This window comes from Streptomyces sp. Ru62 (assembly GCF_002920615.1).
Classification (GTDB): Bacteria; Actinomycetota; Actinomycetes; order Streptomycetales; family Streptomycetaceae; genus Streptomyces.
On record NZ_PQSU01000017.1, the window covers coordinates 206,112 to 223,293 of the forward strand.

General features: G+C 73.5%; 18 protein-coding genes and 2 pseudogenes. 12 read left to right on the forward strand and 8 right to left on the reverse strand.

Features of this window, described 5'->3' with window-relative positions; genetic code table 11:
• Positions 1-56 precede the first annotated feature (56 nt).
• Positions 57-437: an anti-sigma factor antagonist gene (locus C3492_RS24105; protein WP_103813893.1), complete on the reverse strand. Its 381-nt coding sequence runs from the start codon at positions 435-437 to the stop codon at positions 57-59.
• 127 nt (positions 438-564) lie between these two features.
• Positions 565-1,515 carry an NADP-dependent oxidoreductase gene (locus C3492_RS24110; RefSeq protein WP_181140519.1) on the reverse strand — a complete coding sequence of 317 codons (951 nt, stop codon included), beginning with the start codon at positions 1,513-1,515 and terminating at the stop codon, positions 565-567.
• A 71-nt stretch (positions 1,516-1,586) separates the two neighbouring features.
• Between C3492_RS24110 and C3492_RS24115 the strand changes: the two genes are divergently transcribed.
• A complete protein-coding gene (locus C3492_RS24115) occupies positions 1,587-2,543 on the forward strand; it encodes a GlxA family transcriptional regulator (protein WP_103813897.1) in 957 nt (318 codons plus the stop codon).
• A gap of 60 nt (positions 2,544-2,603) precedes the next feature.
• Positions 2,604-3,458: a hypothetical protein gene (locus C3492_RS24120; RefSeq protein WP_103813899.1), complete on the forward strand. Its 855-nt coding sequence runs from the start codon at positions 2,604-2,606 to the stop codon at positions 3,456-3,458.
• Between the two features lie 48 nt (positions 3,459-3,506).
• Here C3492_RS24120 and C3492_RS24125 read toward each other — a convergent pair.
• A pseudogene (locus C3492_RS24125) lies at positions 3,507-5,133 on the reverse strand (amidohydrolase).
• Between the two features lie 176 nt (positions 5,134-5,309).
• Between C3492_RS24125 and C3492_RS24130 the strand changes: the two are divergent.
• Both C3492_RS24130 and C3492_RS24135 read left to right on the forward strand, forming a co-directional pair.
• Complete coding sequence (locus tag C3492_RS24130) at positions 5,310-5,774, forward strand: pyridoxamine 5'-phosphate oxidase family protein (protein ID WP_103813901.1); 465 nt, start codon at positions 5,310-5,312, stop codon at positions 5,772-5,774.
• Positions 5,775-5,826: 52 nt separating this feature from the next.
• Positions 5,827-6,219, forward strand: coding sequence for a VOC family protein (locus C3492_RS24135; RefSeq protein WP_103813903.1), 393 nt, complete (start codon positions 5,827-5,829; stop codon positions 6,217-6,219).
• 126 nt (positions 6,220-6,345) lie between these two features.
• Here C3492_RS24135 and C3492_RS24140 read toward each other — a convergent pair whose 3' ends face one another.
• Together C3492_RS24140 and C3492_RS24145 are read right to left on the reverse strand one after the other, a co-directional pair.
• Positions 6,346-6,654 carry a DUF4235 domain-containing protein gene (locus C3492_RS24140; protein ID WP_103813905.1) on the reverse strand — a complete coding sequence of 103 codons (309 nt, stop codon included), beginning with the start codon at positions 6,652-6,654 and terminating at the stop codon, positions 6,346-6,348.
• A gap of 28 nt (positions 6,655-6,682) precedes the next feature.
• Positions 6,683-7,699 carry a glutathione S-transferase family protein gene (locus C3492_RS24145; protein WP_103813907.1) on the reverse strand — a complete coding sequence of 339 codons (1,017 nt, stop codon included), beginning with the start codon at positions 7,697-7,699 and terminating at the stop codon, positions 6,683-6,685.
• Between the two features lie 464 nt (positions 7,700-8,163).
• On the opposite strand from C3492_RS24145, the gene C3492_RS24150 reads away from it, so the two are divergent.
• Positions 8,164-9,090: a cation diffusion facilitator family transporter gene (locus C3492_RS24150; protein WP_258055857.1), complete on the forward strand. Its 927-nt coding sequence runs from the start codon at positions 8,164-8,166 to the stop codon at positions 9,088-9,090.
• An 80-nt stretch (positions 9,091-9,170) separates the two neighbouring features.
• On the opposite strand, the gene C3492_RS24155 is transcribed toward C3492_RS24150, so the two are convergent.
• Positions 9,171-9,620, reverse strand: a complete 450-nt coding sequence (locus C3492_RS24155) for a nitroreductase family deazaflavin-dependent oxidoreductase (protein WP_103813911.1) — start codon at positions 9,618-9,620, stop codon at positions 9,171-9,173.
• A gap of 232 nt (positions 9,621-9,852) precedes the next feature.
• Between C3492_RS24155 and C3492_RS24160 the strand changes: the two genes are divergently transcribed.
• The 4 genes from C3492_RS24160 to C3492_RS24170 are packed head-to-tail and all read left to right on the forward strand — an operon-like array spanning position 9,853 to position 11,954.
• Positions 9,853-10,311, forward strand: a complete 459-nt coding sequence (locus C3492_RS24160; RefSeq protein WP_103813913.1) for a nuclear transport factor 2 family protein — start codon at positions 9,853-9,855, stop codon at positions 10,309-10,311.
• On the forward strand, positions 10,308-10,451 hold the full coding sequence (locus C3492_RS44720; protein WP_181140520.1) for a hypothetical protein: 144 nt from the start codon (positions 10,308-10,310) through the stop codon (positions 10,449-10,451). Before C3492_RS24160 ends, C3492_RS44720 begins: the two co-directional genes overlap by 4 nt.
• A 60-nt stretch (positions 10,452-10,511) precedes the next feature.
• Entirely contained in the window at positions 10,512-11,741 is a 1,230-nt protein-coding gene (locus tag C3492_RS24165; RefSeq protein ID WP_103813915.1) for a cytochrome P450, read from the forward strand.
• Between the two features lie 12 nt (positions 11,742-11,753).
• The gene (locus C3492_RS24170; RefSeq protein ID WP_014676634.1) at positions 11,754-11,954 is read left to right on the forward strand and encodes a ferredoxin; all 201 of its coding nucleotides are present in this window, start codon (positions 11,754-11,756) and stop codon (positions 11,952-11,954) included.
• Positions 11,955-12,022: 68 nt separating this feature from the next.
• On the opposite strand, the gene C3492_RS24175 is transcribed toward C3492_RS24170, so the two are convergent.
• Positions 12,023-12,871 (reverse strand): endo alpha-1,4 polygalactosaminidase, encoded by an 849-nt coding sequence (locus C3492_RS24175; protein WP_103813917.1) that lies wholly within the window; start codon positions 12,869-12,871, stop codon positions 12,023-12,025.
• Between the two features lie 139 nt (positions 12,872-13,010).
• Between C3492_RS24175 and C3492_RS24180 the strand changes: the two genes are divergently transcribed.
• Positions 13,011-13,979 (forward strand): aldo/keto reductase, encoded by a 969-nt coding sequence (locus tag C3492_RS24180; protein ID WP_103813919.1) that lies wholly within the window; start codon positions 13,011-13,013, stop codon positions 13,977-13,979.
• 4 nt (positions 13,980-13,983) lie between these two features.
• Here the strand turns inward: C3492_RS24180 and C3492_RS24185 are convergent, their stop codons facing one another.
• Complete coding sequence (locus tag C3492_RS24185; RefSeq protein ID WP_103813921.1) at positions 13,984-14,805, reverse strand: phytanoyl-CoA dioxygenase family protein; 822 nt, start codon at positions 14,803-14,805, stop codon at positions 13,984-13,986.
• Between the two features lie 62 nt (positions 14,806-14,867).
• On the opposite strand from C3492_RS24185, the gene C3492_RS24190 reads away from it, so the two are divergent.
• Entirely contained in the window at positions 14,868-15,770 is a 903-nt protein-coding gene (locus C3492_RS24190; protein WP_103813923.1) for a helix-turn-helix domain-containing protein, read from the forward strand.
• Between the two features lie 196 nt (positions 15,771-15,966).
• Positions 15,967-17,182 (forward strand): annotated as a pseudogene (locus C3492_RS45995) (hydrolase); the annotation flags it as partial.

Sequence of the window (17,182 nt, forward strand, 5' to 3'; positions counted from 1 at the left end):
CCGCATTCCCGTCAACAGCCGGAGCAGTCAGAGCCGGGGCGGGCCGGCGACCGGTCTCACAGTGACCCGGACGCGGCCCCGGAGCGGGCCAGGGCCGCCTCCAGGGTCGGATGCGGGGGCAGCAGCCGGGTCAGACCGGTGACCCGGAACACGCGCAGCGTCAGCGGGTGCGTGCACACGAGGTGCACCTGCCCGCCGCGCTCCAGCGCCCGGACGCGAGCCCGGTACAGCAACCGCAGCCCGGAGCAGTCGAAGAACTCCACGGGCCGCAGGTCGATCACGACCCGGGCCCCGGGCCGGTCGGTGGCCCGGTCGACGAACGGGCCGATCTCCGCCGCCGAGGCGATGTCGATCTCACCCCGGAACTCCAGCACCGTGTGCCCGCGATACGCGTACACGCCCAGTTGCCGGGGGAGGGGTACGGGTTCGTGCCGCACCTCGCCACCACCTCCCACCCGCGCCCGGACGTCGTTTCCCGATCGTCAAGTTACCTTCGATGGAAGGAATTTGAGCATGTTCGATTGACATATGTCTTCGAGTTTGCGGCGTGTCGGCGCGCCGCGCTCAGTCCGCCAGCAGCACCAGCTTGCCCGTCGTCCGCCCGGTGTCGCCCAGCTCGTGCGCCTTCGCCGCGTCGGCCAGCGGGAACGTCCCGGCGATCGTCGCCCTCAGCCGGCCGGACTCCGCGAGCTCCGCGACGGCCCGCATCCCGGCCCGGTCGGCGTCGACCAGCATCCGCACCGCCCGCACCCCGAGCCGCTCGGCCTCCTCGTGGAACTCCGCTGAGCCCACCGGCAGGATCGACACCACGACACCGCCCGGCCGCAGCACCCGCAGCGAGCGCACGGAGGTCTCGCCGCCGAGGGTGTCCAGGACGACATCGACGTCCCGCACCGCCTCCGTGACGTCCGTCGTGCGGTAGTCGACCGGCTCGTCCACACCGATCTCCCGCAGGAAGCCGTGCTTGCCCGCGCTCGCCGTCCCGATCACGTACGCCCCGCGCGCCTTGGCGATCTGCACGGCCACATGGCCGACGCCGCCGGCCGCCGCGTGGATCAGCACCCGCTGCCCCGGCCCGACGTCCGCGTGCTCGGTCAGCGCCTGCCAGGCGGTCAGGGACACCAGCGGCAGCGCGCCCGCCTGCACATGGTCGAGGGAGGCCGGCTTGGGCACCAGGGCCCGGGCCGGGGCGGTGACGTACTCGGCGTGCGAGCCGTGGCCGAAGGGGTAGGGCAGCATGCCGAAGACCTCGTCGCCGGGCCGGAACGCGGCCACGCCGATCCCGGTCTCCGCGACCTCGCCGGAGACGTCCCAGCCGAGGACGAACGGGGGCCGGCCCAGGAACCCGCCGGTGGCCCGGTGCTTCCAGTCGGTGGGGTTCACCCCGGCGGCCCGCACGCGGACCAGCACCTCGTTCGGACGCGGCTTCGGCCGCTCGACCCGCACTTCCCTCAGGACCTCGGGACCGCCGAGGACGTCCTGGCTGATGGCTCGCATCGTGTTCACATCGCTCATGGTCACCCAGCCTGCCCAAGTCCGCCCGGCCGGGAAATGGCATGAATGCCAACCTTCGATAGGATCGTGCCATGCGTGGCACACCGAGTCCCGAACGCGTGGTCGTCCTGGCCCTCGACGGCGTGTACCCCTTCGAGCTGGGCATCCCCAGCCGCATCTTCGGCGCGGCCGACGGTCACTACGAGGTGTTCACCTGCTCGGTCGACGGCCGCCCGGTGCGCACCAACGCCGACTTCACCGTCGGTGTCGTCCACGGCCCCGAGATCCTGGAGACGGCCGACACGGTGGTCGTCGCCTCCATGGCGCCCTCCCACATCCCCACCGAGCTGCCGGCGGAGGTCGCCGCGGCCCTCGACCGGATCCGCCCGGACGCCCGGATCGTCTCCATCTGCACGGCCGCCTTCGTCCTCGCCGAGGCCGGACTGCTAGACGGCCGCCGGGCGACCACCCACTGGCAGGTGGCCGACCTGTTCCGCCGCCGCTACCCCCAGGTCGACCTCGACCCGGACGTCCTCTTCGTCGACGACGGCCGCGTCCTCACCTCCGCCGGCGCGGCCTCCGGCGTCGACGTCTGCCTGCACATCGTCCGCACCGACCACGGCAGCGAACTGGCGAACGCCGTCGCCCGCCGCTGTGTCGTGCCCCCGTTCCGGGACGGCGGCCAGGCCCAGTACATCGAGCAGCCGGTCCCCGAGAGCAGTGCCGCCGGCACGGCCGCGACCCGCGCCTGGGCGCTGGAACGGCTGGACCAGCCGCTCACCCTGGCCGACCTCGCCGGGCACGCGCGGATGAGCCTGCGCACCTTCGTCCGCCGCTTCGGCGACGAGGTCGGCCTCAGCCCCGGCCGCTGGCTGATCCAGCAGCGGGTGGCCCGCGCCCGGCACCTGCTGGAGGCCAGCGACCTGCCGGTGGACCGGATCGCCGCCGAGGTGGGCTTCGCCACCGGCGCCTCGCTGCGCCAGCACCTGCACGCGGCGATCGGGGTGTCCCCGCAGGCCTACCGGAGGACCTTCCAGCGGGCCCGCTGAACGTTCCGTCCGGCTCCGGCGTCGAAGGGCCGCACGGAGCACGGGAGAACAGGGGCGGGAATGCGCAGAGGGCTTGTGGCGACGGCGGTGCTGACGGCCGTGGCGGTGGGGGCGGTGGCGGGGTGCGACGACGGGCCCCGGCCCGGCCTGGTGGTGAAGGGCAGCCCGCCGGCGACCCCCTACAGCGGTCCGCTCGACGTACCCACCGAGGAACTCGACGAGAGCACACCCCGCGCGCTGCGCCTGGCCTCCGGGGCGGCCGGCCGGGCGCTGGAGTGCGACGGGGAGATCTTCGAGGGCTCCGGACCCGACGGGTGGAGCAGGTCCGACGGCGGGGGCACCCCGGAGGAGGGGCTGGCCCTCTACTTCGACATGTTCCAGCCGGAGGAGCCCGACCACGGGTACCGCGTGGAACGCCGGGAGGCGGACCGGGTCCTGTACTCCTACGACGTGGACGGCCGCACCAAGGTGGCGGTCGTGGTGGCCGAGGACCAGAAGGACCGGCCCGGCTGGGGCCCGGAGACGCACGCCTCCTGCGACCCGGCCGAACTCCCGGAGAGCTTCACGGCCACCACGGCCTGGCGGATCTGGACCGACCGCGCCGGCCGGAGGGTGCCGGTGGCCCGGCTGCACAGCTCGTCGGGACCGGAGCACTGCGGCTGGCAGTCCGCCGACTTCCTCGCGGTGGACCACCGGACCTACGCCCGCGACCCCGAGGGCGTGCTGGCCCGGGACGAGTTGCTCCGGGCGCCCTACCGCGCCGAGGTCCGCATGCCCGCGGACGCCCGGGACACCGGGTACCACCGCCGTGACCGGCGGCTGTGGCTGACGGCGGACAGGACGACGGCGTACGTCCGCACGGACCACGGGGTGGAGGCCTGGCCGCTGGTGAAGGAGGGCGTCGGGTGCGACTGACCGGCACGGGCGGGGTGGGTGCCCCGAGGACGCGCGGGGAACCGCCTCTCACTCCGCGGCGTACACGCACTCGCCTCCCACATAGGTCAGCGCCACAGTCGTCCCGGCGATCGACTCCGGCGGCCCGGCGAACGGGTCGCGGTCCAGGACCACCAGGTCGGCGAGTGCGCCCACGGCCACCCGGCCGGCGTCGTCCAGGTGGTTCACGTACGCCGACCCGGCCGTGTACGCCGTCAGCGCGTCGGTGAGGCGCAGCCGTTCGTCCGGCAGGAACACCGGCCCGTTGCCGCCGGGCTCGACCCGGTTGACCGCGACATGGATGCCCTGGAGCGGATCGGGGCTGCTCACCGGCCAGTCGCTGCCCGCGGCGAGCCGTGCCCCGGAGCGCAGCAATGCCCCGAACGGGTACTGCCGGGCGGCCCGTCGGGGCCCGAGGAACGGGATCGTCAGCTCGTCCATCTGCGGCTCGTGCGCGGCCCACAGCGGCTGGACGGTCGCGGTGGCGCCGAGCCGGGCGAAGCGGGGTACGTCGTCGGGGTGCACGACCTGGAGGTGCGCGAGGTGCGGCCGGGTGTCGCTCGGCCCGCCTGCCGCCCGGGCCGCCTCGATCGCGTCCAGGGCGTCCCGTACGGCCCGGTCGCCCAGCGCGTGGAAGTGGCACTGGAAGCCGAGCGCGTCCAGCTCGGTGACGTACTCGGGCAGTCGCGCCGGGTCGATGAAGCTGGTGCCGCGGTTGGCCGTGACGCGGGCCGCACCGGTCCAGATACGGGTCGAGCAGCGCGGCCGTGTGGTTCTCGGCGACGCCGTCCAGCATCAGCTTCACCGTGCCCGCCCGGAACCGTCCCCGGCTCAACGCGGCGCGCTTCTCGACGAGTTCGGGAATCTGTCCGGCACCGCGCTCCCGGTCCCACCACAGGGCACCCACGACCCGGGCGGTGAGCGAGCCGTCCCGCGCGGCGGTGAGATACGCCTGGGACGGATCGTCCATGCCGAGGAAGTCGCCCACCAGCGCGTCCTGCCAGGCGGTGATGCCGAGCGCGTGCAGATGCCGCTGGGCGTGCAGCAGCGCCGCCAGCCGGTCGGCCGCCGTGGCGGGCGGGGCCAGCCGGCCGACGAGCTGCATCGCGCCCTCCTGAAGGGTGCCGGCGGGTACGCCGGAGGCGTCCCGCTCGATGCGCCCGTCGGCCGGGTCGGGCGTGTCCGGGCCGATGCCGGCCAGCTCCAGCGCCCGGCTGTTCACCCAGGCACCGTGGTGGTCCCGGTTGGGCAGGTACACCGGCCGGTCCGGGACGACCGCGTCCAGCAGCTCCTTCGCCGGCGTGCCCCCCGCGAACGCCTCCATCGACCAGCCGCCGCCGAGGATCCACTCCCGCTCCGGATGCGCGTCGGCGTAGGCCCGCACGGCGGCCACGGTCGCCTCCGCCGTCGTCGTGCCGGTCAGATCGCACCGGGACAGTTCGAGCCCGGCCGGCACCGGGTGGACGTGCGCGTCCTGGAAGCCGGGCAGCAGCAGCCGCCCCGCGAGGTCGACCACCTGCGTACGGGGCCCGGCGAGTTCGCGCAGCCTGGCGTCACCGACGGCGGTGATCCGGTCGCCGGTGACGGCCACGGCGGTCGCCGTACGGCCCTCGGGGATGAGGACGGGGCCGCCGGTGAAGAGGAGATCAGCGTGCATGATGCCTTTCCGGATCGGTCGGTGGGAGGTGGTCCAGGACGGGTGCGAACGACCGGCGGTGTTCTCGTGGGGTCCCCCCGCCCCGTCACCCGGACACGCCTTGAGCGACTTCGCGCGCGGACCGGGGGCCCACGGCCACACTGATCGGGACGATCACGCAGAGGAGGCCGTACGCCATGACCCCGCCCCCCGCCCGCACCGCCGAACAGCGCAAGAAGGACACCCTGCACCGATTGGATCACGACGTCGACGCCTGGGTCGCCACCGCCGGCCCCGACGGCGGAGCGCCGTACCTGGTGCCGCTGTCGTTCGTGTGGGACGGCAGCTGCCTGCTGATCGCCACCCCGGCGGACAGCCCCACCGGCCGCAATCTCGTGGCCACCGGCCGCGCCCGCCTCGGCATCGGCCCCACCCGGGACGTCGTCCTGGTCGACGGCACCGTCCGCGCGGTGACGCCCGAGGACCTGCCCGAGGAGGACGCCGAGGTCTTCGCCGGGAAGACCGGCTTCGACCCGCGCCGACTGGCGGCCCGCTACCTGTACTTCAGGGTCTTCCCGGAGCGGATCCAGGCCTGGCGCGAGGAGGACGAGCTGCGCGGGCGGACGCTGATGCGCGACGGCCAGTGGCTGCCCGCCGACTGAATCCGGGGACCGGGGATATCCGCTGGGGAGAGGACACTTCCCGGGAGGACCGATGACACTGGTGAAAGCGGGCGTGGTCGTGCTGGACTGCGCCGAGCCCGAGAAACTGGCTGAGTTCTACAGGGAGTTGCTGGACGGGGAGCGGGTGAGCGCGTCCGCCAACCTCGTGGAGATCAGGGGCGCCGACGGCGTCCGGCTGGCCTTCCGGCGCGATGTCAACGCGACCCCGCCGAGCTGGCCGCGCCCGGAGAACTCCCTCCAGGCCCATCTCGACTTCCTCGTCGAGGACTTGGACGAGGCCGAGCGGCGCGTGGTGGGACTCGGCGGCCGGCCGATCGAGACGAGGGACGCGGCGGGCCCGTACGAGGAACGGGGCTACGCCGACCCCGCCGGACACTCCTTCACCTTGCGCCTGTTGCCGCCGACGGCACCGAAGCAGGGATGACCGACGGCGCGGGGGCCCGGTCGACGGCGGGGGTGCCGGGGCGGCGGAGGTGCCCGGGCAAAGGTGAACCCCGGCGCCGGCGACAGTGGTCGTCCGGGGCGCCGGGGCGGGGGGCGGTCGGTCCGGTCAGTCCCGGCCGCCCTTGTCGGTCGCCGGCCACACGCCCGTCGACCGGGCGATGGCCTTCGCGCCGGTGCGGTCCACGGCGCTGCGCACCACCGCGAAGATCGCGCCCTGGACCGCGGCGGCCAGCAGGATCTCGCCCCAGCCGCGGTCCGGGTCCAGGGCGTCGGGGGCGTCCTCCTCGTGCCGGATCGCCATCCACGCCTTGCGGAAGGCCATACCGGCCAGCGCGCCGCCCGCCCAGCTGAGCACGAATCCCACCGGCTGATAGACGAGAGGGAGCTTCTTCTTCTTGTTCTTGTTCTTGGCCATGTGTGACTACTTCCTCGTCAATCGGCCCTCATGCGGGCCGTCCTTGCGGGGCCACCCGTTCGCCCGGGGGCACCGGGCCCGGCGGTGTACCGTCACCGAACGGCCGACCGCCCAGCTCCGCGCGGCCGTGCGGGCTCAGCCAGCCGCCGAGGTCCGGGCCGAGCGGAACGATGCCGGTCGGGTTGATACCGGTGTGCACCTGGTAGTAGTGCCGCTTGATGTGGTCGAAGTCCACCGTGTCACCGAACCCCGGCGTCTGGAACAGATCCCGGGCGTACGCCCACAGCACCGGGTGCTCCGCCAGCTTCCAGCGGTTGCACTTGAAGTGGCCGTGGTAGACCGCGTCGAACCGGACCAGCGTGGTGAACAGCCGGATGTCCGCTTCCGTGAGGGTGTCACCGACCAGATACCGCTGCCGGGACAACCGCTCGCCGAGCAGTTCCAGCCGCCGGAACACGGCCGCGCACGCCTCCTCGTACTCCTTCTGGTGCGTGGCGAACCCGGCCCGGTACACCCCGTTGTTCACGTCCTGGTAGATCTCGCCCATCACCTCGTCGATCTCGTCGCGCCGGCCGTCCGGGTAGAGGTCCGGGGCGCCGGCGCGGTGCAGGGCCGCCCACTCGGTGGCCAGGTCCAGGGTGATCCGCTGGTAGTCGTTGGTGACCAGCCGCCCACTGGGGACGTCCACGAGCGCAGGCACGCTCACCCCACCCGGGTAGCCGGTCTCGCGCTTGTCGTAGGCCTCGCTGAGGAACCGGATGCCGAGCACCGGGTCCCGGCCGTCCGGGTCCAGGGTGAACCGCCAGCTGCGGTCGTCCTGGACCGGATCGGCGATCGCCATCGAGAGCGCGTCCTCCAGCCCCAGCAGCCGGCGCGAGATCACCGCGCGGCTCGCCCACGGACAGGCGCGCGAGACCACCAGCCGGTAGCGGCCCGCCTCGACCGGCCAGCCGTCCCGGCCGTCGGCGGTGACCCGGTCCTGGAAGTGGCTCCTGGACCGCTTGAAGGCCCGGTGTCCGTAGGCGCGGTTGCCGTCGCCGCTCATGTCTCCTCCTCGCCGCACGGGTGGTTCTGACCACCGCGTTCCCCGTTTCACCCGGCCGGCACGGTGTGAGCGGCCCGGGCGGGGGCAATCGGCGAGAGATGAGTGGGACAGCCTCGGAACGGGAGCCGGCCGCACGGACGGCCGAGGACAACGGAACACGACCGGCACACGCCGCGGACGGAGCGCCGGAACGGGCACGTGCCAGGGACGGTGCACCGGCGCAGGCACAGGCTCTGGACGGCGCACCGGCGCGGGCGCACGCCCCGGACGGCGCATCGCCACCGGCACAAGCTCCGGACGGCGCACCGGCATACTCCAGGGACCACGAGGCCCCACCGCCCCGTGCGCCGCACCCGGAGGCGCCGTCGGCGCACGCCCCGGACGGTCACCCGGACACCGCACGCACCCACGCCGGCGGCGACCCCGGCGGTCGCCCCGGTGCGAAGGGCGACCGGCACACCAGGATCACCGTTCTGGTGGCGCTCGCCGCCAATCTGGTGATCGCCGTCGCCAAGGCGGTCGGCGGGGTCCTCGCGGGCTCGCCCGCGCTGCTGTCGGAGGCCGCGCACTCGGTCGCCGACAGCCTCAACGAGGTCTTCCTGCTCGCCGCCCTGCGCCGCAGCCGCCGCCCGGCCGACGCCCGGCACCCCTTCGGCTACGGCAAGGAGCGCTTCTTCTGGTCCCTGCTCGCCGCCGTGGGCATCTTCGTCATGGGCGGCTGCTTCTCCGTCTTCCAGGGCGTCGAGGCCCTGCGCAACGGCGCCGAGGAGAAGTTCAGCGGCTACGTGGCGGGTCTGATCGTGCTGGGCGTCGCCCTGCTCGCCGAGGGCGTCTCGCTGCTGCGGGCCCTCCAGCAGGTGCGCAGGCAGGGCGGCGGCCTGAGCGCGCTGCGCGACCCGGCGCTGCGCACGGTGGTCGCCGAGGACGGCACGGCGGTGCTCGGCGTGACCCTCGCCCTGATCGGCATGGCCCTGCACATGGTGACGGGGCAGGTCGTCTGGGAGGCGTCCGCCTCGCTGGCGATCGGCCTGCTCCTCGTCTACGTCGCCTACCGGCTCGGCCGCGACGCCCGCGCCCAGCTCATCGGGGAGGCCGCCGACCCGGAGCTGAGCGGCAGGATCCGCGCGCTGCTGCGGGCGCAGCCGGAGATCGACAGTGTGGAGGCGCTGTTCACGATGAAGATGGGCCTCGACTCCACGCTGGTCGCCGCCCGTGTCGACCTGGCGCCGGGCCTGGACAGCGAACGCGTCGAGGAGGTCGCCGTACGCATCAAGCGGTCTCTCGCCCGGACGTTCCCCGAGGCCGACCAGATCTTCCTCGACGTGACCGACCGGCCGGCGGGCGAGGCACGAGAGAGCCCCGCCGCGACGGGGGAACGCGGCGGGGCCTGACGCACGAGTGCCCGCCCGGAGGCCGGTTCACACCTCCCCGGAACAGATTTTTCTGAGATGGGGCGGCACCCCGGCCTGAATCAGCCCTGGTCGAGCGGCTCCAGCACGAAGACCGGGATCTCCCGGGACGTCTTCGTCTGGTAGTCGGCGTACGCCGGGTACGCGGCCACCGCCCGCTCCCACCATTCGGCCTTCTCCGCCCCGGTGACCTCACGGGCCCGCATGTCCCGCTTCACCGGGCCGTCCTGGAGCTCGACGTGCGGGTCGGACTTCACGTTGAAGTACCAGACCGGATGCTTGGGGGCACCGCCGAGGGAAGCGACCGCCGCGTACCGGCCCTCGTGCTCCACCCGCATCAGCGGCGTCTTGCGGATCTTCCCGCTCTTCGCGCCCCGGGTGGTCAGCACGATCACCGGCAGCCCGGTGTCGAGCAGCGTCGTGCCCTTCGTCCCGCCCGAGCTCTCGTACAACTCGACCTGCTCGCGCACCCACTGCGTCGGGCTGGGCTCGTACTCGCCCTCAAGAGGCATGGGATTCCGTTCCCTTCGTCGGTCCAAACGGCTGCCTGCCACCGGCACAACACCGGTGACGCCGCGAATCATCCGTACCGCGCGCCGATTCCGCCGATGGGGTGACCGCCGTGCGTCCGCGGTGATCACTCCGCGGTCGCGATGATGACCTCCGGGGTCATCGCGCCGCCCCGCCGCGCGCGGCACAGTGGTCCGCGTCCCGATCACTGCCCACCCGGGGAGGGAACCACCCATGTCCGCCGACCGCACCGCCGCGACCCGCGCCGCCGTCCAGGAACTGCTCCGCAGGATCGGCCAGGGCGATCCGGAGCGGATCGCCGAGCTGTACGCGGAGGGCTGCGACTGGCGGCTGGACTGGCCCGAGGAGGAGCACGGCCGCGCCGACACGCCGTGGATCCGGCACCGCGCCACCCGCGCCGACGCCGCCGCGCACTACCGGGAGCTGGCCGCCCACCACGTCCCGGAGAAGGCCGGCACCACCGTCGAGCGGGTCCTGGCCGACGGCGAGGACGCGGTCGTGCTCGGTGTCATCCGGCAGACCGCCGCCCCGACCGGCCGCGCCTACTCCGCGCGGTTCGCCCTGCACCTCACCGTCCGGGAGGGCCTGGTCGTACGGCACCACGTGTACGAGGACAGCCTCGCCGTCGCCCGTGCCTTCGCCCCCGGTGAGCAGGGCGCCCGGGTGCCGTGACCGGGTGCGACGAGGGCGGCACCGGGCCGCGGCCCTACGAGCGGCACGCCGCCGTGGCCGGTTTCCGCCCGCCGGACCCCGGGTACTTCGGCCAGATGACGAAGGTCACCGAAGTGGCCGAACTTGGCGTCGACCCATAGGTGCCTGGGGCATCTAATGAAGATCGGCACGACGCACCTCTTCGTCTGCGAGGTCTTTCCATGACGGAACTGACGGACATCTCCGGCCCGGCTGCCCCGCCCGACCCCGTCGCCTTCCCCCAGGACCGCACCTGCCCCTACCACCCGCCCACCGGCTACGACCCGCTGCGCGACGGGCACCCCCTGTCCCGTGTCACCCTCTACGACGGCCGCGAGGTCTGGCTGGTCACCGGGTACTCCGCCGCCCGCGCCCTGCTCGCCGACCCCCGCCTGTCCACCGAGCGCCGCCGCCCCGGCTTCCCGGTGCCCACGCGCCGGTTCGAGGCGGGCCGCGACCGCAGGGTGGCCCTGCTCGGGGTGGACGACCCGGAGCACCACCGGCAGCGGCGGATGCTGATCCCGTCGTTCACCGTCAAACGCGCGGCGGCGCTGCGCCCCTGGATCCAGCGGATCGTGGACGAACTGCTGGACGCGATGATCGCCCAGGGGCCGCCCGCCGAGCTGGTCTCCGCCTTCGCACTGCCCGTGCCGTCGATGGTGATCTGCGGCCTGCTCGGTGTGCCGTACGCCGACCACGAGTTCTTCGAGGAGCAGTCCCGCCGGCTGCTGCGCGGCCCGACCGCCGCCGACACGGTGGAGGCCCGCAACCGGCTGGAGGACTACCTCGGCGGACTGATCGACGCCAAGGCCGGGGAGGCCGAGCCCGGCGACGGCATCCTCGACGAGCTGGTCCACGAACGGCTGCGCACGGGGGAGCTGGATCGCGACGACGCCGTGTCGCTGGCCATCATCCTGCTGGTCGCCGGCCATGAGACCACCGCCAACATGATCTCCCTCGGCACCTACACCCTGCTGCGGCACCCCGCCCGGCTGGCCGAGCTGCGCGCCGACCCCGCGCTGCTGCCCGCCGTCGTGGAGGAGCTGATGCGGATGCTGTCCATCGCCGAGGGACTTCAGCGGGTGGCGCTGGAGGACATCGAGATCGCCGGCACCACGATCCGGGCCGGCGACGGCGTGCTCTTCGGCACGTCCGTGATCAACCGCGACGCGTCCGTGTACGACGACCCCGACGACCTGGACTTCCACCGCGCCGACCGCCACCACGTCGCCTTCGGTTTCGGCATCCACCAGTGCCTGGGCCAGAACCTCGCCCGAGCGGAACTGGAGATCGCCCTCGGCAGCCTGTTCACCCGGCTGCCGGAGCTGCGGCTGGCGGCGCCGGCTCAGGACATTCCCTTCAAACCCGGCGACACGATCCAAGGAATGCTGGAACTCCCCGTGACCTGGTAAGAGGCTCTGCTCATGCACATCGACATCGACAAGGACGTCTGTATCGGCGCCGGGCAGTGCGCGCTGGCCGCGCCGGGCGTCTTCACCCAGGACGACGACGGTTACAGCACACTCGTGCCCGGACACGAGGACGGCGGGGGCGACCCCATGGTCCGGGCGGCGGCCCGCGCCTGCCCGGTCAGCGCGATCACCGTACGGGACAGCACCGGCTGACGACCGTCCGGCGGTACGGCGCCCGGACCGTCGTACCGCCGGACGACCACCCGAGTGCGGTGACCGCCTCAGCGAACCTCGCGGACGTACCCGGCGCTGCCCGGCGTGGACACGTCCCGGTCCCGGCGGACGATGCTCAGCCGGTCGCCCCAGCGTGCTCGGGCCGCGCGCAGGCCGGCGTCGGTGTACTCGATGTCCACCACCCGGTCGTCGAACGCCTTCGCGTACACCTCGCACTCGTCGTACTGCCCGCACTCCTCCGTCACCGCGAAGTCCAGCCCGGCCCGCTCGCGCCGCCCGGCCAGCTCCGCGGTGTTCTTCTGCCCGACGGCCAGGTGCCGGGTGTGCGCGTGCCGGGACAGCAGGCGCATGAACGCGGTCGCGTCGGACGCGGTGAGCAGCCGGTGGGAGCGCGTGTAGCTGTCGTAGTTGTCGGGTTCCACGGCGTCGAAGCCCTTGTCCGCGCAGCCGTCGATCCAGCGGTTCACCCGCCGCGCCACCCGGTCCCGCTTGGCCGGGGTGCCGATGTCGAGCAGCGGCTCGTTCCAGTCCTCGTCGACGACGACCCGGCCCCGCGCGTCGCGCAGCAGCAGGTCGGCCAGCCAGGAGGAGCGCTCGGCGGGCTGGGCCTGGAACGCGTTGACGTAGCAGATGTTGTACAGGCCCGGCGCGGGGGAGTCCGACCGGTCGCGGCTGACGATCCGCACACCCGCGGGCGGGGGATAGGCACCGCCGATCTGGTAGTCGAACCCGGCGTGCCGCGGGGGCAGCCGCAGGGTGGTGCGCGGGGACGCACCGTCCTCGTCCCGCTCGCCGGGGGCGCAGCCGGACAGCGCCGTCACCGCGACGAGCAGGGCCGCTGCCAGGGCGCCCAGGGCCGCGCGCGCCCCCGTGGCGCGGTGAAGTGTCAGGGGCACGTCCGCTCCGTCCTGCCCACGCCGGGCGGCGCGGTACGTGTCAGGATCAGATCGTCCGTGCGCTCCGGACGTCAAGTCGGCCCCGCGTCACGTCGTAGGCTCGGCCGTGACCATCGTCCCGAAGGCAGGAGCAGCAACGATGCAGTACGTGAAGCTCGGTTCCACGGGCCTGGACGTCTCGCGGATCTGTCTGGGCTGCATGACCTACGGACTGCCGGACCGCGGCACGCACGAGTGGACCCTGGACGAGGAGGCGTCCCGCCCGCTGATCCGGCAGGCGCTGGAAGCGGGCATCAACTTCTTCGACACCGCGAACGTGTACTCCGACGGCACCAGCGAGGAGATCGTCGGCAAGGCCCTGCGGGACTTCGCCCACCGCGACGAGATCGTCCTCGCCACCAAGGTGAACGGCCGGATGCGGCCGGGTCCCAACGGGGCCGGCCTTTCCCGCAAGGCCATCATGAGCGAGATCGACCACAGTCTGCGCCGCCTCGGCACCGACTACGTCGACCTCTACCAGATCCACCGCTACGACCACCAGACCCCCGTCGAGGAGACGATGGAGGCGCTGCACGACCTGGTGAAGGCGGGCAAGGTGCGCTACATCGGGGCCAGTTCGATGTACGCGTGGGAGTTCTCCAAGGCGCAGTACACCGCCGAGCGGCACGGCTGGACCAAGTTCGTCTCCATGCAGAACCACTACAACCTGCTCTACCGTGAGGAGGAGCGGGAGATGCTGCCCCTGTGCGCGGACCAGGGCGTCGGTGTGCTGCCGTGGAGCCCGCTCGCCCGTGGCCGGCTCACCCGTGACTGGGGCGCGGTGACCGAGCGCAGCGCGACCGACGACTTCGGCAGCCGGCTCTATCTGGAGGGCGACCACGCGATCGTCGAGGCCGTCACCCGGATCGCCGGCGAGCGGGGCGTGCCGCGCGCCCAGGTGGCCCTCGCGTGGCTGCTGCACCAGGACACCGTGGTCGCACCGATCGTCGGCGCCGCCAAGCCGCACCACATCGAGGACGCGGTGGCCGCCGTCGAACTGAAGCTCAGCGACAAGGAGATCGAGGAACTGGAGCAGCCGTACGCGCCCCACGAGATCAGCGGCCACTGACCGGTCAGTGCGGTCCGTGCGGTGCGAACCCCGTGCCGCACGGACCCGCGCCCTCGCTCTCCGGCAGCGGCACCCGTGCTCCCGACATCGTCAGGGTCCGGTAGTAGGCGCCGATGCGCTCGGCCGAGCGGCCCACGTAGTGGCCGATGAAGGTGCGCCGGAAGCGGTCCGCGCTGCGATTGGGCCCCGAGCCGTGCACCAGGCTGCCGTTGAAGAACAGCACGTCACCCGGGGCCAGATCCACCGGAACCGGTGTCAGTCCGGGCGGCGGCGGGACGTACTCGCGGGCGAACGACAGGCCGGCGTCGGCCACTTCGGGGCAGAACAGGTCCATCCGGTGGGTCCCCGGCACGACTTCGAGGCCGCCGTTGCCCCGGTCTACCGGCTCGCACGCCACCCACGCGGCCACACACGTGCCCGGCTCGACCCGGAGGTAGAAGTTGTCCTGGTGCAGCGCTTGTCCGCGCGCGCCGGGCGGCTTGAAGTAGAACATGCTCTGCGCGGCCAGCACCTCCTCCCCGAACAGCACCTCCAGCACCGCCCGCAGCCGTGCGTCCAGCAGGAACCGCCGGGCCACCGGGCTGATGTCGTGCGGCTGCATCACCCGTGGGTGGCGGCGCAGGGGGTCGGGGTGGTCGGGTTCCGGCGCGAAGTGGCCCGGCACCGGTCCGGCCGCGTGCAGCGCGGCGAACTCCGCGCACAGCCGCGCGATCTCGTCGCGGCCGAACAGGCCGGGTACGACGACGTGTCCGTCGTCCTCGAACGGGTGCCGCAACTGCTCGGGCAGGATGGGGGTGCCGGTGGCACCAGGGTCCGTGGCTGTCATGATCCGCTCCTCGCGTCCGCCGGGAACCGGTCCCACGCTAGGCGGGTGCGTCCGACGGGAGGATGCCTGTGCGTGCTGAGGGTCTGCCTGTGACCGCTGCCGCCGGCGACCCGTCCCCGCCGCCCGGCCTCGTGGTGACCTGCCGCTACGACCAGGGACCGGGCTACGGCGTCAACCGGCCCCGGGGCTCGGCGAGTTGGCTGTTCACCTTCACCACGGGCGGACACGGCCTGCTCCGGCAGGGCACCGCCCGCACCCCGGCCGGCGCCGGGGACCTCGTGGTGCTCGCCCCCGGAGTCGGCCACCGCTACACCGTCGCGCCCGGTGCCGGGCGGTGGCGGTTCTGGTGGGCGCACTGCCGGGCCCGGCCGGCCTGGACGCACTGGCTCGGCCCGCACGCCGTGGCCGACGGCCTGTACGCCGTCCCCTCCGTGCCCGACGCCCGGCTCGCCCGGATCGAGGCCGCCTTCGGCCGGATGCTCGCCGACTCCCGCGCACCGGAAGAGAGTTCGCCGTACGGACCGGAACCGGTGGCCGTGGCGCACGGCAGCCTGCAGCGCGAACTGGCGTTGTGCGCACTGGAGGAGGTCGTGCTGCTCGCCGTCGCCGGGGCCGCCCGCGCTGCGGCGGCCGGTGCGGGCGCCGACGCCCGGGTGCGCCGTGCCGAGGAGCTGATCGCCGCGGATCCGGGCGCCCCGCACACCGTCGGCTCGCTCGCCGCGAGCGTGGCGCTGTCCCCGTCCCGGTTCGCACACCTGTTCAGGCTGAGGACCGGCCGGTCCCCGATGCGGGCCGTGCGCGAGGCCCGGCTGCGGCACGCGGCCCGGCTGCTGGAGGTCACCGACCTGACGGTGGACCGCGTGGCGGCGGCCTCCGGGTTCCCGAGCCCGTTTCACTTCAGCCGGGTGTTCCGCGCGCGGTACGGGGTGCCGCCCGGCGCGTATCGGGCGGGCGAACGGCGGTAAAGCGAGGAAATGACGGCCCTTGACGAAATGTCAACAGAGGAATCCGGGGCGGGAAATCCCGAGAATCGCGAGATCGCTTGTTCCGGTGTCTCCGGCTGTGTAAAAGTGCCGCCTCAGGTGGACGTTCGAGCTGCCATGACCTCGCCGTACCGATTGGTATGGACAATTCCGGTAATGCGTCTGGAGGAATTCGGCCGTGACCGACGCACGCCTGTCGGACGAGCAGCTGAGCGCCGAACTGAAGAAGTGGACGGGAGCGTCGCCCGCCCTGCATCCCGTCGGCGAACTCCTCGACCGGCACTGGGCGGCGGCCTTCGCCTACGCCCGGCTGTGCACCGACGGACCGCGCGCCGCCGGCATGCTCACCACCGCCGCCTTCACCCGGCTCTTCGGCGCGTCCCTCCGGCAATCCGGCCCGACCGCGGCCTGGCGGCCCCATGTCCTGGTCGCCGTCCGCCGGATCGCGGCCGAGTGGGACACCGACGGACGCCAGGAACTCCTCCACCCGGGCCTGCGGTCCGGGGACGGCACCGGCGGGCGGGCCTCGGCCCGGCTGCTGCCACCGCCCGGCCGGCGGCTGCTGTCCCGCGCGTTCCAGCGGGTCCCCGAGACCTCCCGCGCCCTGCTGTGGCACACCGAGGTCGAGGCCGAACCCCTGGCCGTACCCGCCGCGCTGCTCGGCCTCGACGAGGAGGACGCCCGCGTCGAACTGCGCCGGGCCCGCGAGCGGCTGCGCGAGGAATGCCTCCAGGTGCACCGCGAACTCGCCCCGGAGGACGACTGCCAGCGCTATCTGCGCATGCTCGACGTGACCTTCCGGCGCGGCGGCACCGACATCGACCCCGACCTGCGGCAGCACCTGTCCGGCTGCTCCCACTGCGCCGGGACCGCCGACCAGCTCGCCCGCTTCAACGACGGCCTGCCCCTCGCGCTCGCCGAGGCGGTCCTCGGCTGGGGAGCCTCCGGCTACCTGGAATCCCGGGCGGCGGGCACGGAGGAGCCGACCGCGCCCGCGCCGACCGCCGCCACCCTCGCCTTGGCGGGCGAGGACATCACCGCACCTCCAGCCGGGGAAGCCTTCATACCGGCCGGCCCCGCGGCCCCACGCGAAGTGACCCCCCGCCGGCCGGCCGACGGCGGCACGCCGCCCGCCCACGGCGAAGACGCCGCTGACACGGAGCCGGTCGCGTCCGACGGAGGACCCATCCGCGGCCGACGGGCCGCCCGCGGCGCCTCGCCTTCCCGCCGCCGAAAGGGAGCGACCCCCGTTGGTCCCGGAGGGGTCGATGGTGCCGGGTCCGCCGGGTCGGGTGGGTCGGCTGGTGGTGGATGGGCCGGTCGGGGCGCGTGGCTCGCCCGTCGCCGAAGGGGTGCGTCCTCGGTCGGCTCCGGAGGGGTCGATGGTGCCGGGT

Coding starts and splice junctions, on each gene's coding strand:
- C3492_RS24110 (WP_181140519.1), bottom strand. CDS start 1,515: ATGAGCGATGTGAACACGATGCGAGCCATCAGCCAGGACGTCCTCGGC.
- C3492_RS24115 (WP_103813897.1), top strand. CDS start 1,587: ATGCGTGGCACACCGAGTCCCGAACGCGTGGTCGTCCTGGCCCTCGAC.
- C3492_RS24120 (WP_103813899.1), top strand. CDS start 2,604: ATGCGCAGAGGGCTTGTGGCGACGGCGGTGCTGACGGCCGTGGCGGTG.
- C3492_RS24130 (WP_103813901.1), top strand. CDS start 5,310: ATGACCCCGCCCCCCGCCCGCACCGCCGAACAGCGCAAGAAGGACACC.
- C3492_RS24135 (WP_103813903.1), top strand. CDS start 5,827: ATGACACTGGTGAAAGCGGGCGTGGTCGTGCTGGACTGCGCCGAGCCC.
- C3492_RS24140 (WP_103813905.1), bottom strand. CDS start 6,654: ATGGCCAAGAACAAGAACAAGAAGAAGAAGCTCCCTCTCGTCTATCAG.
- C3492_RS24145 (WP_103813907.1), bottom strand. CDS start 7,699: ATGAGCGGCGACGGCAACCGCGCCTACGGACACCGGGCCTTCAAGCGG.
- C3492_RS24155 (WP_103813911.1), bottom strand. CDS start 9,620: ATGCCTCTTGAGGGCGAGTACGAGCCCAGCCCGACGCAGTGGGTGCGC.
- C3492_RS24160 (WP_103813913.1), top strand. CDS start 9,853: ATGTCCGCCGACCGCACCGCCGCGACCCGCGCCGCCGTCCAGGAACTG.
- C3492_RS24165 (WP_103813915.1), top strand. CDS start 10,512: ATGACGGAACTGACGGACATCTCCGGCCCGGCTGCCCCGCCCGACCCC.
- C3492_RS24170 (WP_014676634.1), top strand. CDS start 11,754: ATGCACATCGACATCGACAAGGACGTCTGTATCGGCGCCGGGCAGTGC.
- C3492_RS24180 (WP_103813919.1), top strand. CDS start 13,011: ATGCAGTACGTGAAGCTCGGTTCCACGGGCCTGGACGTCTCGCGGATC.
- C3492_RS24185 (WP_103813921.1), bottom strand. CDS start 14,805: ATGACAGCCACGGACCCTGGTGCCACCGGCACCCCCATCCTGCCCGAG.
- C3492_RS24190 (WP_103813923.1), top strand. CDS start 14,868: ATGCCTGTGCGTGCTGAGGGTCTGCCTGTGACCGCTGCCGCCGGCGAC.